Source organism: Salinispora sp. H7-4 (genome assembly GCF_013416675.1).
Classification (GTDB): domain Bacteria; phylum Actinomycetota; class Actinomycetes; order Mycobacteriales; family Micromonosporaceae; genus Micromonospora; species Micromonospora vitiensis.
The window spans coordinates 279,446-294,060 of record NZ_JABZED010000003.1; the positions used below are offsets into that span (position 1 = coordinate 279,446).

The window sequence follows — 14,615 nt, forward strand, 5'->3', positions numbered from 1 at the left end:
GCCACCGCTGGAGCGCTACTCGCTCAGCGCAACGGTCGGCCAACCGCGTGCAGGTGCGCGAGCGCCTGCCGGTACGACTCCACCAGTCCCACCTCGACGTACGGGACGCCCCGCTGCGCACAGTAGGCCCGGACGATCGGTTGGGCCCGGCGCAGGTTGCCGCGCGGCATGCTCGGAAACAGGTGGTGTTCGATCTGCTGGTTCAACCCACCCAACGCGACATCGACAAACCGACCACCTCGTACGTTCCGTGCGGTGATCACCTGCTTCCGCAGGAAGTCCAGCCGGTCACCGGTGGTCGGCATCGGCATGCCCTTGTGATTCGGAGCGAACGCGCACCCCATGTACAGCCCCCACAGCCCCTGGTGCACCACCGCGAAGACCAACGCCTTCCCCGGTGACATCACCAGCAGCAGGCCACCAGCGTAGAGGACAGTGTGCGCGGCGAGCAGGAACGCCTCCGCAACCCGGTGCCGCATCGGCGTCTGGAACCGCCCGTCCGGCCCCCGCCCAACGATGGCTCGCAGGCTCGACAGATGCAGGTTCAGCCCTTCCAGCAACAGCATCGGGAAGAAGAGGAACGCCTGCCGGCGAGCCAGCCACCGAGCGAACCCCCGGGTTGCCCGGGCCTGCTCCACCGACCAGACCAACGCGCCCGCCCCCACGTCCGGGTCCTCGTCGGCGTGGTTGGGGTTGGCGTGGTGCCGATTGTGCTTCTCCACCCACCACCCGTAGCTGAGCCCGACCGCCAGGTTCCCGGCGAACAGACCGACCAGTTCGCTCGGCCCGCGCCGCCGGAACATCTGTCGGTGCCCGGCGTCGTGGCCGAGGAAGGCCACCTGGGTGCTGGCCACCGCCATCAGCACCGCGACCGCGGCTTGTCCCCAGGAGTCGCCGACGAGGATGACCAGCGCCCAGGCCGCGCCGAAAAACGCGCTGGTTGCCGCGATCCGCACCGCATACCAGCCGGGCCGGCGCTCCAGAAGTCCCGCCGCCCGAATCCGCCGGGACAACTCGGCGTAGTCACTGCCCCGTACCGGCGGATCCGACACCAGCTGCCGCATCATCGCCCACCCCCTCCTCGACTCCGGCCGGGCCGGTCAGCTCGACCATCGACACCGAGTCTGCCGAGGGCAGTTGCGCCGAGTAAGCCGGTACGCCCCCGACTGGAGGTGGGATTACGCCCCCGGCCGACGGTGGTGGTACGCCCCCGGCCGACGGTGGGGTACGCCCTACCGGGGCGGGCCACGGACGGGTTTGCTCGTGGACCCAGGCGGCGTAGTCGGGGTTGCTCTCCATCCGGTTCACCAGGATCTCCGGTACGTCGTAGGGGTGGTTGGCCCGGATCTGCTCGACCAGCGCGCCGACCCGACCCGGGGCGGTCTTGAACTGCACGGACCATTCGGAGTTGGTCTCGACGCGCTGTTGCCACCAGTACGTGCTGTCCACCTGGCCGCCCACCTGCGCGCAGGCCGCCAGGTGATCGGCCACCGCCGCGTCCGCGAGCCCCGCCGCGACCGCGCGCTCGTCCACCACCGTCGTCACCACACAGATCTCCTCCACCCGGTCACCCTACGTGGACCGGCACAGAACAGACGTGCGTCACGATCCACGCGACCGCGTCCCGCACCGCCACCGGGGTGGTGGTGGCGTCAGCGGTCCAACTGGGCCAGGTAGTGCCGCGAGGCCGTGTAGGCCCGACTGATCCGCCGCCCCACCGCCGCCGTGTCCCGGTACGCCCACGGCGAGTCCTCCCGGGGCTGTATTCCTCCGGTCGGCAGCACATGCACCTGAACCCCGTCGGGCACGGCGGCCAACTCGCGGGCAAACCGGTGCCGGCGGGCGATCTCGAGCGCGACCTGGGCGATCTCCCAGGGCCGCCGTGGTGGGCTGAGCTCGCGTTCGATTCGCCCCACCTGCAGCACGAAGATCCGGGTGGCGCCAGCCGCCACCGCCTCGCCGATCGGGATCGAGTTGACCACACCGCCGTCGATGTAGTGCTGGCCGTCGATCTGGGCTGGGGGGAGAAGACCCGGCACGGAGGCGCTGGCGAGGACGGCCGGCACCACCGGCCCGGTGTCGAACCAGTGCTCGGCGGCCCGCTCGATGTTCGCCGCGCAGCAGCGGAAGGGCACCCGCAGGTCCGCGAAGGTGGTGTCGGCGCCGAGTTCCCGCTCCAACAGTTTGCGCAGTGGCCGCGGCGAGTGCAGATGGGTACGCGCGGCGAACCGGCGTAGCTGCCGGGCCACCGAGTCGCCGTACACCTCGCTCGCCTCGGGGGAGGCCCAGAGCCGGACCAGCCGGTCGGTGACCGTAGTGGACGGATCGGCGGCCACCAGCACCCCGTTGACCGCACCAATCGATGTGCCGAACACCAGGTCGGGCCGAATATTGGCGCGGAACAGAGCGCGCAGCATGCCGACCTCGACCGCACCGAGAACGCCGCCGCCTCCGAGCACGAACGCCACCGGACCCCCAGCCATAGCTGCCATCCTGGCATGGGCTGCGCCGCCGCCCCCGCGGCCCGTCACCCGCCGCCCCCGCGCGGACTGATCCGGCCGCCGCCCTCAGCGGAACGTGGTGGGGGCGGGTTCGCGCGCGGGGACCACCGCCGCGACGAACCGCTGCAGCACCGTCTCGTAGCCGTCAACCAGCCGGGCGATGGAGAAGTTCTCCGCCACGTGCGCGACGCAGACCGCCGGGTCCAGGCCGCCCACATTCCGCAGCGCCCCCGGCAACTCGTCGCCGCTCTCGCAGATCAGACCGGTGCGGCCCGGCACGATCAACTCCGACACGGCACCTCGACGGAGCGCCACCACCGGCGTCCCGGTGGCCATCGCCTCCAGCATGACGACGCCGAACGGCTCCTCCCACTGGATTGGCAGCACCAGGCAGCGGGCGTCGAGGAGCAGGCGGAATGAGTCCCGCCGGTCGGCGTCGAGGATAACGGTGACATCGTCGCCCAGCATCGGCCGGACCACCTCGTCGAAGTAACGACGTTCGGCCGGTTCGTTGCACTTGCCGGCGAGGATCAGTGGCAGGCCGGCCGCTCGGCAGGCACGGATGGCGAGATCGGGTCCCTTGTCCGGACTGAACCGGGCCAGCCAGAGCACCGGCCCCCGACCCGGAGTCAGCTTGTGCGGGATTTCTTCGATGTCCAGCCCGTTGTGCACGGTGCCGACCCAGGGCAGCCGCGGGTTGAGCCGCCGTTGGGCGTGGGAGATGGCCACCAGACCGACGCCCCGGTCGATATCCCCGAGTACGGTGCCGTACTCCCCGACCGGGTTGCCGTGCACGGTGGCGACGGTGGGCACGGACCGGCGTCCGGCCAACAGGGGTCCGATCGTGGTGTGGTCGTGGACCACGTCGAAGTGTTCCGGAGTGACGAACTGATTCACCTGAACGAGGTGGGCCAGCTCCGGCAGCGCCTCACCCATCCGGTGAAACTTCAGCTCGGCGTCGGTCGAGACGTAACGGGCGGTGGTCCCGCTCTGCTCGCCCGTCCCGAAGAGGGTCACCAGGTGGCCCCGGGCGGTCAGCCCGTCCACCAGGCCAGCGACGACGTGCTCCAGGCCGCCGTAGCCGGCCGGCGGCACCGACAGCCACGGCGGGACCACCATCGCGATCCGTAGTGGCCGCCCGGCCACGCTGCCGTCCTCGCGGTTGCGCGCCACGAGTCCCCCTCCGGGGCCGCTGGTGGACACCGCCATGCCCGCCCCCAGCACGGCTGCCAGTCGGGGGCGATTTCCCGGTTGCCACCCGACTAAACCGGACAAGCCGGGCGCACCCCCACCGCTCCGGCCGGCCCTGGTTCGCCCGCCGACACGCCGAAAGCCGAGGTGACGGTGGTTCACCCGCTCCGGGGTGAACCACCGTCACCAAAGGACGCGGCGGGTGGTGGAGCCAACCCCCTTGGCTCCACCACCCGCCGCAGGAGGGAGGAGGAAAGTCCCGATCACAGTGACGCCCTGGGTGGGCATCACTTCTTAGGACGCTTCGGCGAGCGTCACGGTTGCCGTCGCTTCAACATTGTTTCGCTTGTAGGTCACATCCACCCGGTCGCCCACCTTCCCGGCCTGGACCACGGCGACCAGATCTTCGGAGTCGCTGATCACCTTCTCGCCGAACCGGGTGATGACGTCGCCTTGCTGGAAACCCGCCCGCTCGGCAGCGCTGCCGGGGAGGACCTCGGCCACCAGGGCGCCGCCGCCCTCGGCTGCGGTGACGCTGACACCGAGGGTGGGGTGGCTGACCTTCTCGCCCCGTTGCAGCTTCTCGGCGACGTCCCCGGCCTTGTTGCTGGGGATGGCGAAGCCGACCCCGATGTTGCCGGTGCTGCCCTGGCCGCTGGTGGCGATCGCGGTGTTGATCCCGATCACCTCACCTCGGGTGTTGACCAGCGCCCCACCGGAGTTGCCCGGGTTGATCGGCGCATCGGTCTGCAACAGCCCCGAGATCGAGGTGACTCCCGCCGCCGGGTCCTGCTCCGAACCGCCGGCCTGGATGGTGCGGTCCCGCGCGCTGAGGATGCCGGCGGTCACCGACCCCTGCAGACCCAGTGGACTACCGAGGGCGAGGACCTGATCGCCGACCTGCATCGCGTCGCTGTCGCCGAACTCCGCCGGCGTCAGGTCGCTGACCCCGGCGGCCTTGACCACCGCCAGGTCGGTCTTGGGATCGGTGCCTTTGATCTGCGCCGACACCGTCTCGCCGTCAGCGAAGGTAACCAGCACGGTGCCGCCACTGGCGGTGGCGATCACGTGGTTGTTGGTCAGCACGTATCCGTCGGCGGTGAGGATCACGCCCGAGCCCCCGCCAGTGTCGGTGCCGATCGACACCACGCTGGGCTGCACCGCGGCGGCGATCCGCGGCAGGTCGGCGCTGTCGATGATCGGGGCCGCAGAGTAGGTGCGCGTGACGCCGGAGCCGTCACTCAGGGCGAGTGCGAGTGCACCGCCGGCGACACCGGAGCCGAACATCAGGGCGAGCACCGCGACGCCCGCACCGATGAACTTCGCGACCCGGCTGCCCGGATTCGGAGCGGTTCGCGGTGCCAACCACGGTGGTGTGGGCTGCCCGGTCAGCTGCGCTGGTTGACCCGGGTAGAACGGGGCTCCGTACCCGCCCGGCTGCCCCCCGCTCCACGCGGTGGACTGCGGCCCGTACCAGGGAACGCCGGGGTGTTGTGGCGAGTAGCCGGGTGGATAGGGGTGCCCGCCGGGCGGCCCGGTGACGGGCGCGGCGCCGAGCCGGGGGGCGAGCGGCACCGCGGGGTCGGGCGACGGCGGGGTGTCCGGGGCCGAAGGCGGGGTGTCCGGGGCCGGGGACGGCAACACCTCCGTACGGTCGGCCGACAGCGGGGTGTCCGGGGCCGGGGACGGCAACACCTCCGTACGGTCGGCCGGGGCGTCGGCGGGCAGCGCGACGCCACGGTCCGCACCGGGGGTAGCGGCCGAAGAGTCGGACTGGGTGCCCTCGAGGCGGGACAGATCGACAGTGGGGTGCGGCGCCTCGGCCTCCCCGGGGGTCTGCCGACGCTGCGGGTCGGACTCGTAGTCGGTCATGGAACCACCTTCTCCGCTACCACTTCGATCAGCCTGAAACCCAGCTGTGGATTGGCTGAAATTACACCTCGTCACCGGTCGGTGCCGGCGCCAGGGGCAGCCGGACCCGGAACGTCGCGCCTCCGCCCGGAGTCTGCGCCACCTCCACCGTGCCCTGGTGGGCGGCGACCAGCGCGGCGACGATCGCCAGCCCCAGCCCGGTCCCGGTGTTGCCACCGGCCCGGCGGGTCCGGGCCGCGTCCACCCGGTAGAAGCGCTCGAACACCCGCTCGGCCTGCTCACCGGAGAGCCCCGGCCCGGTGTCGGCGACCTCCACCACCGCCAGCGCACCGGGCTCGGACCGCAGCCGTAGCGTCACCGACGCCCCTGGTGGGGTATGCGTCAGGGCGTTGGTCATCAGGTTGCCGATCACCTGCCGCAGTCGCGCGTCGTCGCCGTACACCACCAGCGGCCCGGAGCCCGCGACGATGTCCAGGTCGATCTGCCGGTCCGGGGCCACCGCCCGGGCCGCCGCCACCGCGTCGGCGGCCAGCACCGGCAGCTCCACCGGGGCCGGCTGCAGCGGACGCTCCCGGTCCAGCCGGGCGAGCAGCAGCAGATCCTCCACCAGCAGCCCCATCCGGGCCGCCTCGTCCTCGATCCGACGCAGCAGGTCGCCGGTCTGCTCAGGATCCCGCGCAGCGCCCTGCCGGTACAGCTCGGCGAAGCCCCGGATGGTGGTCAGTGGGGTACGCAGTTCGTGCGAGGCGTCCGCGACGAACTGCCGCATCCGCTCCTCAGAGCTCCGAGCGCGGGACTCGGACGCCTGCGCGTGCGCGGCGGCGTCCCGAGCTGTCGCTTCGGCAGCGCGGGCGGCGGTCTCCGAGGTGGCTCGGGCGGCGAAGGCCGCCTCGATCTGGGCGAGCATCATGTTGAGCGCCCGGGACAGCCGCCCCAGCTCCGAGGTCGGCTGCGGGTTACCCGCCTCGGGGTCCGGCACCCGGCGGGTCAGGTCGCCGCCGGCGATCGCGGCGGCGGTCTGCTCGATCTCGTCGAGGGGCTTCAGGCTGGCGCGGACGATGCCCGCGCCGATCGAGGCGAGCAGGAGCAACACCGATGTGCCCACCAGCAGGTCGATCCAGACCAGCTGCTTGACGGCCTGATCCACCTCGGTCAGGTGCTGCCCGACGGCCAGCCACTCTCCGGTCGGCAGCTCCGTGTAGAGCATTCGCCAGTGCACATCGTTGCCCTCCGCGCGGACGGTGAACGGCTCACCGGCCAGGCGCCGAAACCCCGCGGCGTCCGCCGGCGCCGGGGGCAGGTCTCGCTCCTCGAACCGGTTCGAGTCGTACATCCCGGCGCCCAACCCAGCTCTGGGGCTCGTCACAATGATCAAGTAATCCGTCGGAATGCCGTTCGCTGCGAGCCAAGGCCCGCCGGATTCGAAGTTTCCGGTCGTGAACTTCAGCTCCTCGTCCACCTGGTTGATCAGGTGGCTCCGGAGGAAGACCGTGGTCAACGTGCTGATCACCAGGAGCGCGACCGCCACCAGGCTGAGGACCGCGGCGATCAGCTTGACCCGGAGCGGGATCCGGCGCAGTCCGGCCTTCGCCTGCGAAACGGCGTTCACGCTGCCGGCTTGCGGAGCACGTACCCGACCCCGCGGAGAGTGTGGATCAACCGGGGCTGGGTGTTGTCGACCTTGCGCCGAAGATACGAGATGTACGACTCGACGATGTTGTCGTCGCCCCGGAAGTCGTAGTTCCAGACGTGATCGAGGATCTGCGCCTTGGAGAGCACCCGGTTGGCGTTCAGCATCAGGTACCGCAGCAGCTTGAACTCCGTCGGGGAGAGCTGCACCCGCTGCCCCGCCCGGTGCACCTCGTGGGCCTCCTCGTCGAGTTCGAGGTCGGCGAAGGTGAGCCGGGCCGGGGCCTGCTCACCGCTGGCGCTGCGGCGCAGTACCGCCCGGATCCGGGCGGTCAACTCCTCCAGGCTGAACGGCTTGGTCACGTAGTCGTCGCCACCCAGGGTCAGGCCGCGGATCTTGTCGTCGGTGGCGTCCCGCGCGGTCAGGAAGACGACCGGAGTGCGGGTGCCCCCCTCGCGCAACAACCGGATGACCTCGAACCCGTCCAGGTCCGGCAGCATGATGTCCAGCACGACCAGATCGGGGCGGTGCGTCTTCGCCGTGCTCAACGCGGCGCTACCGCTGGTCGCGGTCGCCACGTCGAAACCAGCGAAGCGCAGGCTCGCGGAGAGCAACTCGAGAATGTTCGGGTCGTCCTCGACGACGAGCAGTCGGGCCTCGGTCTGGGTAGCCGCCATGCAGCCATCATCCGCGCCCCGGCTGCGACGCGCCTGGGTGGTTCCTGAAAGAACTCTGTGAACGGAGGAGCCGGCCGCCCCTGGGCAGCTGCGGCAGGGCCATGGGAGGCTGCCCGGCGGACCGGCGACCGGGCCGGCGCCGACCGGAGGAGGACAGCGTGATCATCGACTCGCGGCACAACGGCCCGCCGGGCTCGGGAAACGGCGGGTGGAGCGCGGGCACGTTCGCGGTGGCCGCCCAGAACGCTCCGCTACCGACGCCCGGCGGTCGGCACCCCCGACCCGACCCGGATCCGGTGCAGGTGACCCTGCGCCGGCCGCCGCCGCTGGAGACGCCGTTGACCCTCGACGCGGGCGAGGTCCGCGATCCGGCCGGCCACCTCATCGCCGAGATCGCGACGGTTGCCGCCTTCGACCCGGTGGCGGAACCGGTGGATCTGGCGACCGCCCGGGCCGCCGCAGCCGACTACCCCGGGCTGGTCAACCACCCGTTTCCCAGCTGCTATGTGTGCGGCCCGGAGCGCGCCGACGGGCTGCGGATCTTCCCCGGCCCGCTCTCCGCCGGGCGCACCGCCGCCCCGTTCCGGGTGCCGGCGGGAGCAGACGTGGTCACCACGTGGGCGGCGCTGGACTGTCCCGGGGGCTGGTCGGTGATCGCCCCCGGCCGGCCGTACCTGCTGGGCCGGATCTCCGCGGTCGTGCTGGCCGCGCCGCGCCCTGGCGACGAGTGCGTGGTCACCGGGGTGCTGACCCGCGCCCAGGGCCGCAAAGCCGAGGTGCACAGCAGCTTGTTCGCCCCGGACGGCAACCTTCTGGGCTACGCCCGCGCCACCTGGATCGCGGGGTAGCCGACCGGCATCTGTCCGGGCAGAATCCCAGGCCGCGGTGAGTTTGCACCGCGCGGTCAAACTGGCCACGGTGATCCCGACACAACCTGGGAGAAGAATGACGGACGGACGGTCGAGCCCCGACACCACCGGCGAGATCCTGGTCTCCGGGCTGACAAAGATCTACGGCAGTGTTCGCGCGGTCAACGGCCTCTCCTTCCGGGTGGAGCCGGGGCGGGTCACCGGGTTCCTGGGCCCGAACGGTGCCGGCAAGACCACCACCCTGCGCATGCTGCTGAGCCTGGTCACCCCGACGGCTGGCCACGCCACCATCGGCGGGCGGCGGTATGCCGCCCTGACCGACCCGCTGCGGCACGTCGGCGCGGTGCTGGAGGCGTCCAGCGCGCACAAGGGGCGCACCGGCATCAACCACCTGCGGATGATCTGCACCGCCGCCGGGCTGCCCCGCTCCCGGGCTGACGAGGTGCTGGCCCAGGTCGGTCTGGCGCCGGCGGCCCGGCGCAGGTTCAAGGGCTACTCGCTGGGCATGAAGCAGCGCCTGGGCATCGCCGCGGCGATGCTCGGCGACCCCCGGGTGCTGATTCTGGACGAGCCGGCCAACGGGCTCGACCCGGAGGGCATCCGGTGGATGCGCGGCTTCCTGAAGAGCCTGGCCGCCGAGGGGCGCACCGTGCTGGTCTCCAGCCACCTGCTGTCAGAGATGCAGCTCCTGGCGGACGATGTCGTCATCATCGCCGCGGGCCAACTGGTCCGGCAGGGCCCGGTGGATCGGGTCATCGGCTCGATGGCGCAGACCGCCCGGGTCCGGGTGCGCACCCCGCAGGCCGAGACACTGCGCGCCGCGCTGGAGCGGGCGTCGGCGACGGTGGAGGTGGACGACCAGGGAGCGCTGCTGGTCGTCGGCGCGGACGGGCCGACGGTCGGCCGGGCCGCCCTGGCCGCCGGCGTGGAACTACACGAGCTCACCACCGAACGCCCCGACCTGGAGGGCGTCTTCCTGGAGCTGACGGCCGGAAGGGCAGGCATCCGATGAGCAACCTGATCCGCGCCGAGCTGTTCAAGGTCCGCACGACCAAGACGTGGTGGATCATGGCTCTGATCTACCTGCCGCTGTGGGGCATCACGTTGCTTTTCAACTGGGGGCAGACCGAGCTGGTCGCCCGGGACCGGTTCGGCGACGTGCCGGCGGAACAGGCCGAGGCGGTGAGGGCGGTGTCCCAGCCGGATGCGCTGGCGGCCAACCTCTACACGAACGGCCAGTTCCTCGCCCTGCTGATGGTGATGCTGCTCGGCATCATCGTGGTAACCGGTGAGTTCTTCCACCAGACCGTGACCACCACCTTCCTGACCACTCCGCGGCGCAGCGCGGTCGTCCTGGCCAAGCTCGCCGCGACGGCCTGCCTGGCGCTGATTTTCTGGCTGGGGACGACCGGCGCGAACCTGCTCGCCGGGACGGCGATCCTGGAGCAGGTCGGGGTGGGCGCCCAGTGGGGCGGCGCCGTCTGGGAGGCCGTTGCGCTCAACGGGCTGGCCTACCTGCTCTGGGCGTTCTTCGGGGTCGGCCTGGGGACGCTCATCCGCAGCCAGATCGGCGCCACCGTCACCGGGATTCTGCTGTATCTCGGGGGCACGATCGGGGCGCTGACCGTGCTCGCCATGGCGGCCATCAAATTCGGCGACTGGGTCAACAACCTGCAACTACTGGTGCCGTCGCTGGCCTCCGCACTCATGATCACCGGGGTCGACATCCCGGGGGAGCCGCCGCGCTGGGCCGGAGCCGCCGTACTGATCGGTTATGGGCTGGTCTCCGGGCTGATCGGCATCCTCATCATGCGTCGGCGGGACATCTCCTGACGGAATCCATCAGGTGGACGGCGTACCTGCTCTTCGGGCAGGTACGCCGTCCGCAGCCAACGGGCTGCTCGGGCCGGGTTACCAGGAGCTGACGGGAGACACCGCGACTGGCAGACTTCTGGCATTTTCTGTGAAACCCCCCACGGAGCCGAGTCGGCAACTCCTATCGGTTTGGTACGGCGTAGCCTGGAACCTGACTCGTGTGTCCGGGGGCCCCCGGCGTTCGGCGTAACCCACAAAACTTGCGTGAAAGAGGCGATTACCGGCCGTGTCGACCCAGCAGACCTCGCAGGAGAACCCACTGGCGGGTTTCGGCCCGAACGAGTGGATCGTCGAAGAGATGTACCAGCGGTTCCTCACCGACCCCACCAGCGTCGACCCGGCCTGGCACGACTTCTTCGCCGACTACCGGCCCGCCCCGGGCGCGGGAGAGACGCGGGATGGCGAACCGGCCGCGAAGCCGGAGCCCGACGGCCGGTCGGCGTCCTCGGCCACCCCGCCCGCTGCCACCCCGGAGCGCAAATCCGAGTCGACCCGGGCCGCCCCCAGCAGGCCCGCTCCCAGCAAGCCCGCTCCCAGCAAGCCCGCCGCGAAGCCGGCTGCCGCGAAGCCGGCCGCCACGCCCGCCCCCACGAAGCCGGCCGCCACGCCCACCTCGTCCGGCCCGCAGACCGCACCGCTACGCGGGGTCGCCGCCAAGATCGTCCAGAACATGGACGCCTCGTTGAGCGTGCCGACCGCGACCAGCGTGCGCGCCGTCCCGGCCAAGCTGCTGGTGGACAACCGCATCGTGATCAACAACCATCTCGCCCGGGGCCGCGGCGGGAAGGTCAGCTTCACCCACCTGGTCGGGTACGCGCTGGTCCGCGCGCTGGCGATGCACCCGGAGATGAACAACTCCTTCGCCGTCGTGGACGGCAAACCGACGCTGGTCCGCCCCGAGCACATCAACCTCGGAATCGCGATCGACCTGGTCAAGCCGGACGGCAGCCGCAACCTGGTGGTGCCCTCCATCAAGGCCTGCGAGCAGCTGGACTTCCGGCAGTTCTGGCAGGCGTACGAGGACGTGGTCCGACGGGCTCGGAAGAACGAGCTGACCATGGAGGACTACGGCGGCACCACCATCTCGCTGACCAACCCCGGCGGCATCGGCACCGTGCACTCGATGCCACGGCTCATGACCGGCCAGAGCGCGATCATCGGGGTCGGCGCAATGGAGTACCCGGCGCCCTACCAGGGCATGAGCGAGGGCACCCTCGCCGAGTTGGCGGTCAGCAAGGTCATCACCCTGACCAGCACCTACGACCACCGGATCATCCAGGGCGCGCAGTCCGGCGAGTTCCTCAAGGTGATGCACGAGGTACTCCTCGGCGAGCACGGCTTCTACGACGAGATCTTCACCTCGCTCCGCATCCCGTACGAGCCGGTGCGCTGGATGCGCGACGTCGCGATCGACGGCGAGGGGCAGATCAACAAGACTGCCCGGGTCCACGAGCTGATCCACGCCTACCGGGTGCGGGGCCATCTGATGGCCGACACCGACCCGCTGGAGTTCAAGATCCGCAAGCACCCGGACCTGGACGTCCTTCAGCACGGGCTCACCCTCTGGGATCTGGACCGCCAGTTCCCGGTGAACGGATTCGCCAATCGGCAGCGGATGAAGTTGCGCAGTGTCCTCGGCGTACTCCGGGACACCTACTGCCGCCGGGTCGGCATCGAGTACATGCACATCCAGGACCCGGAGGAGCGGCGCTGGATCCAGCAGCGGGTCGAGCGCAAGTACGAGAAGCCGGCGGTCAACGAGCAGAAGCACGTCCTCAACCGGCTGAACGCCGCGGAGGCCTTCGAAACCTTCCTGCAGACCAAGTACGTCGGCCAGAAGCGCTTCTCGTTGGAGGGGGGCGAGTCGCTGATTCCGCTGCTCGGCGAGGTGTTGGAGGCCTCCGCCGAAGGTGGGCTGGACGAGGTCGTCATCGGCATGGCGCACCGGGGCCGGCTGAACGTGTTGGCCAACATCGTCGGCAAGCCGTACGAGAAGATCTTCTCCGAGTTCGAGGGACACCTGGACCCGCGCTCCACGCAGGGCTCCGGCGACGTGAAGTACCACCTCGGGCAGAACGGCAAGTTCACCACCCCGGACGGCAAGAACTCGGTCAAGGTCTCGGTGGTGGCGAACCCGTCGCACCTGGAGGCCGTTGACCCGGTGCTGGAGGGCATCGTCCGGGCCAAGCAGGACCGGATCGACCTCAAGCTGGAGGGCTACACCGTACTGCCGCTGGCGGTGCACGGGGATGCGGCCTTCGCCGGCCAGGGAGTCGTCGCCGAGACGCTGAACCTGTCCCAGCTCCGCGGCTACCGCACCGGCGGCACGGTGCACGTGGTGGTCAACAACCAGGTCGGCTTCACCACCGCACCGGAGTACAGCCGCTCCAGCCTCTACAGCACCGATGTGGCCCGGATGATCCAGGCGCCGATCTTCCACGTCAACGGTGACGACCCGGAGGCCGTGGTGCGGGTCGCCCAGCTGGCCTTCGAGTACCGGCAGACGTTCAACAAGGATGTCGTCATCGACCTGGTCTGCTACCGGCGCCGCGGGCACAACGAGGGCGACGACCCGTCGATGTCGAACCCGGAGATGTACCGGATCATCGACTCGAAGCGATCGGTTCGCAAGCTCTACACCGAGGAACTGATCGGGCGGGGCGACATCACCGTGGAGGACGCGGAGGAGCTGCTGCGCGACTACCAGGCGCAGCTGGAGCGGGTCTTCAAGGCCACCCGGGACGCCGCCACCGCACCCCGTCAGCTCAGCCGCCCGCAGCGCAAGGACGAGCCCGAGCCACCGGTGGAGACCGCCACCGATGCCGATGTGATCCGGACGATCGGCGACGCACACCTCAACCTGCCGGAGGGCTTCACCCCGCACAAGCGGATCCAGCAGCTGCTCGACCGGCGGGCCAAGATGGCCAGCGAGGGCAACATTGACTGGGGCTTCGGCGAGATCATCGCCTTCGGCGCGTTGCTGCACGACGGGGTCACCATCCGGCTCGCCGGGCAGGACTCCCGCCGCGGCACGTTCGTGCAGCGGCACGCCTCCGTCGTTGACGCCGAGACCGGCGACGACCACCTGCCCCTGGCGGCACTCACCGTCGGCGGTGAGCGGTCCCGGTTCTTCGTGCACGACTCGCTCCTGTCCGAGTACGCGGCGATGGGCTTCGAGTACGGCTACTCGGTGGAGAACGTCAACGCGCTGGTCTGCTGGGAGGCCCAGTTCGGTGACTTCGTCAACGGCGCCCAGTCGGTGATCGACGAGTTCATCTCCTCCGGCGAGGTGAAGTGGGGTCAACGCTCCGCGGTCACGCTGCTGTTGCCGCACGGCCACGAGGGCCAGGGCCCGGACCACACCTCCGGCCGCCCGGAACGGTTCCTCCAGCTCTGCGCCGAGGACAACATGCGGGTGGCGATCCCGACGACGCCGGCGAACTACTTCCACCTGCTGCGTCGCCAGGCCCTGTCGCCGAAGCGCAAGCCCCTCATCGTCTTCACGCCGAAGTCCCTGCTGCGGCACCGGCTCTGCGTCTCGCAGGTCGAGGACTTCACCAACGGCACCTTCCAGCCGGTGCTGCCCGACGGGGGTGCCCCCGCCCCGGAGCAGGTGCAGCGGGTGTTGCTCTGCTCAGGCAAGGTCTACTACGACCTGTTCCAGGCCCGGCAGGATCGCGGTATCACCGACACTGCGATCATCCGGGTCGAGCAGCTCTACCCGATGCCGATCGAGGAGATTCGGGCCGCGCTCGCGGCATACCCGAACGCGGTGGACTTCGCCTGGGTCCAGGAGGAGCCGGCCAACCAGGGCGCCTGGTCGTTCGTCGCGCTCAACATGCTGGAGCACCTGGACGGGGTACGGCTGCGCCGCATCTCCCGCCCAGCGGCGGCCGCCCCGGCGGTCGGCTCGGCCAAGATGCACGACGTCGAGCTCTCCGCCCTGCTCGACGCCGCACTCCCCCGCCCGTAGGCACCACCCCACCCGTACCTGTGGGGG

At 70.5% G+C, this 14,615-nt stretch carries 10 protein-coding genes and 1 pseudogene; 4 read left to right on the top strand and 7 right to left on the bottom strand.

From position 1 onward, the window contains the following. Window positions 1-23: 23 nt before the first annotated feature. The 7 genes and pseudogenes from H0524_RS03195 to H0524_RS03225 form a co-directional block, all read right to left on the bottom strand. Window positions 24-1,067, bottom strand: a complete 1,044-nt coding sequence (locus tag H0524_RS03195; protein WP_180197311.1) for an acyl-CoA desaturase — start codon at window positions 1,065-1,067, stop codon at window positions 24-26. Between the two features lie 181 nt (window positions 1,068-1,248). After that, window positions 1,249-1,563, bottom strand: a pseudogene (cutA, locus tag H0524_RS03200) (divalent-cation tolerance protein CutA); the annotation flags it as partial. Window positions 1,564-1,652: 89 nt separating this feature from the next. After that, a complete protein-coding gene (locus H0524_RS03205) occupies window positions 1,653-2,483 on the bottom strand; it encodes a patatin-like phospholipase family protein (protein WP_026322475.1) in 831 nt (276 codons plus the stop codon). 84 nt (window positions 2,484-2,567) lie between these two features. Then, window positions 2,568-3,710: a glycosyltransferase family 4 protein gene (locus tag H0524_RS03210; RefSeq protein ID WP_180197312.1), complete on the bottom strand. Its 1,143-nt coding sequence runs from the start codon at window positions 3,708-3,710 to the stop codon at window positions 2,568-2,570. A gap of 276 nt (window positions 3,711-3,986) precedes the next feature. Next, entirely contained in the window at window positions 3,987-5,564 is a 1,578-nt protein-coding gene (locus H0524_RS03215) for a trypsin-like peptidase domain-containing protein (RefSeq protein WP_180197313.1), read from the bottom strand. A gap of 61 nt (window positions 5,565-5,625) precedes the next feature. Continuing rightward, window positions 5,626-7,173 carry a cell wall metabolism sensor histidine kinase WalK gene (locus H0524_RS03220; RefSeq protein ID WP_180197314.1) on the bottom strand — a complete coding sequence of 516 codons (1,548 nt, stop codon included), beginning with the start codon at window positions 7,171-7,173 and terminating at the stop codon, window positions 5,626-5,628. Continuing rightward, on the bottom strand, window positions 7,170-7,871 hold the full coding sequence (locus H0524_RS03225) for a response regulator transcription factor (protein ID WP_018216830.1): 702 nt from the start codon (window positions 7,869-7,871) through the stop codon (window positions 7,170-7,172). Before H0524_RS03225 ends, H0524_RS03220 begins: the two co-directional genes overlap by 4 nt. Window positions 7,872-7,972: 101 nt before the next feature. Between H0524_RS03225 and H0524_RS03230 the strand changes: the two genes are divergently transcribed. The 4 genes from H0524_RS03230 to H0524_RS03245 all read left to right on the top strand — a co-directional run bounded on the left by H0524_RS03230 (window position 7,973) and on the right by H0524_RS03245 (window position 14,588). Continuing rightward, window positions 7,973-8,719 carry a hypothetical protein gene (locus H0524_RS03230; RefSeq protein WP_180197315.1) on the top strand — a complete coding sequence of 249 codons (747 nt, stop codon included), beginning with the start codon at window positions 7,973-7,975 and terminating at the stop codon, window positions 8,717-8,719. A 97-nt stretch (window positions 8,720-8,816) separates the two neighbouring features. Further along, window positions 8,817-9,752: an ATP-binding cassette domain-containing protein gene (locus H0524_RS03235; protein WP_180197316.1), complete on the top strand. Its 936-nt coding sequence runs from the start codon at window positions 8,817-8,819 to the stop codon at window positions 9,750-9,752. After that, a complete protein-coding gene (locus H0524_RS03240) occupies window positions 9,749-10,573 on the top strand; it encodes an ABC transporter permease subunit (protein ID WP_180197317.1) in 825 nt (274 codons plus the stop codon). Before H0524_RS03235 ends, H0524_RS03240 begins: the two co-directional genes overlap by 4 nt. A 268-nt stretch (window positions 10,574-10,841) precedes the next feature. Further along, the gene (locus H0524_RS03245) at window positions 10,842-14,588 is read left to right on the top strand and encodes a multifunctional oxoglutarate decarboxylase/oxoglutarate dehydrogenase thiamine pyrophosphate-binding subunit/dihydrolipoyllysine-residue succinyltransferase subunit (RefSeq protein ID WP_180197318.1); all 3,747 of its coding nucleotides are present in this window, start codon (window positions 10,842-10,844) and stop codon (window positions 14,586-14,588) included. Window positions 14,589-14,615 lie beyond the last annotated feature (27 nt).

Coding starts and splice junctions, on each gene's coding strand:
- H0524_RS03195 (WP_180197311.1), bottom strand. CDS start 1,067: ATGATGCGGCAGCTGGTGTCGGATCCGCCGGTACGGGGCAGTGACTAC.
- H0524_RS03205 (WP_026322475.1), bottom strand. CDS start 2,483: ATGGCTGGGGGTCCGGTGGCGTTCGTGCTCGGAGGCGGCGGCGTTCTC.
- H0524_RS03210 (WP_180197312.1), bottom strand. CDS start 3,710: ATGGCGGTGTCCACCAGCGGCCCCGGAGGGGGACTCGTGGCGCGCAAC.
- H0524_RS03215 (WP_180197313.1), bottom strand. CDS start 5,564: ATGACCGACTACGAGTCCGACCCGCAGCGTCGGCAGACCCCCGGGGAG.
- H0524_RS03225 (WP_018216830.1), bottom strand. CDS start 7,871: ATGGCGGCTACCCAGACCGAGGCCCGACTGCTCGTCGTCGAGGACGAC.
- H0524_RS03230 (WP_180197315.1), top strand. CDS start 7,973: ATGGGAGGCTGCCCGGCGGACCGGCGACCGGGCCGGCGCCGACCGGAG.
- H0524_RS03235 (WP_180197316.1), top strand. CDS start 8,817: ATGACGGACGGACGGTCGAGCCCCGACACCACCGGCGAGATCCTGGTC.
- H0524_RS03240 (WP_180197317.1), top strand. CDS start 9,749: ATGAGCAACCTGATCCGCGCCGAGCTGTTCAAGGTCCGCACGACCAAG.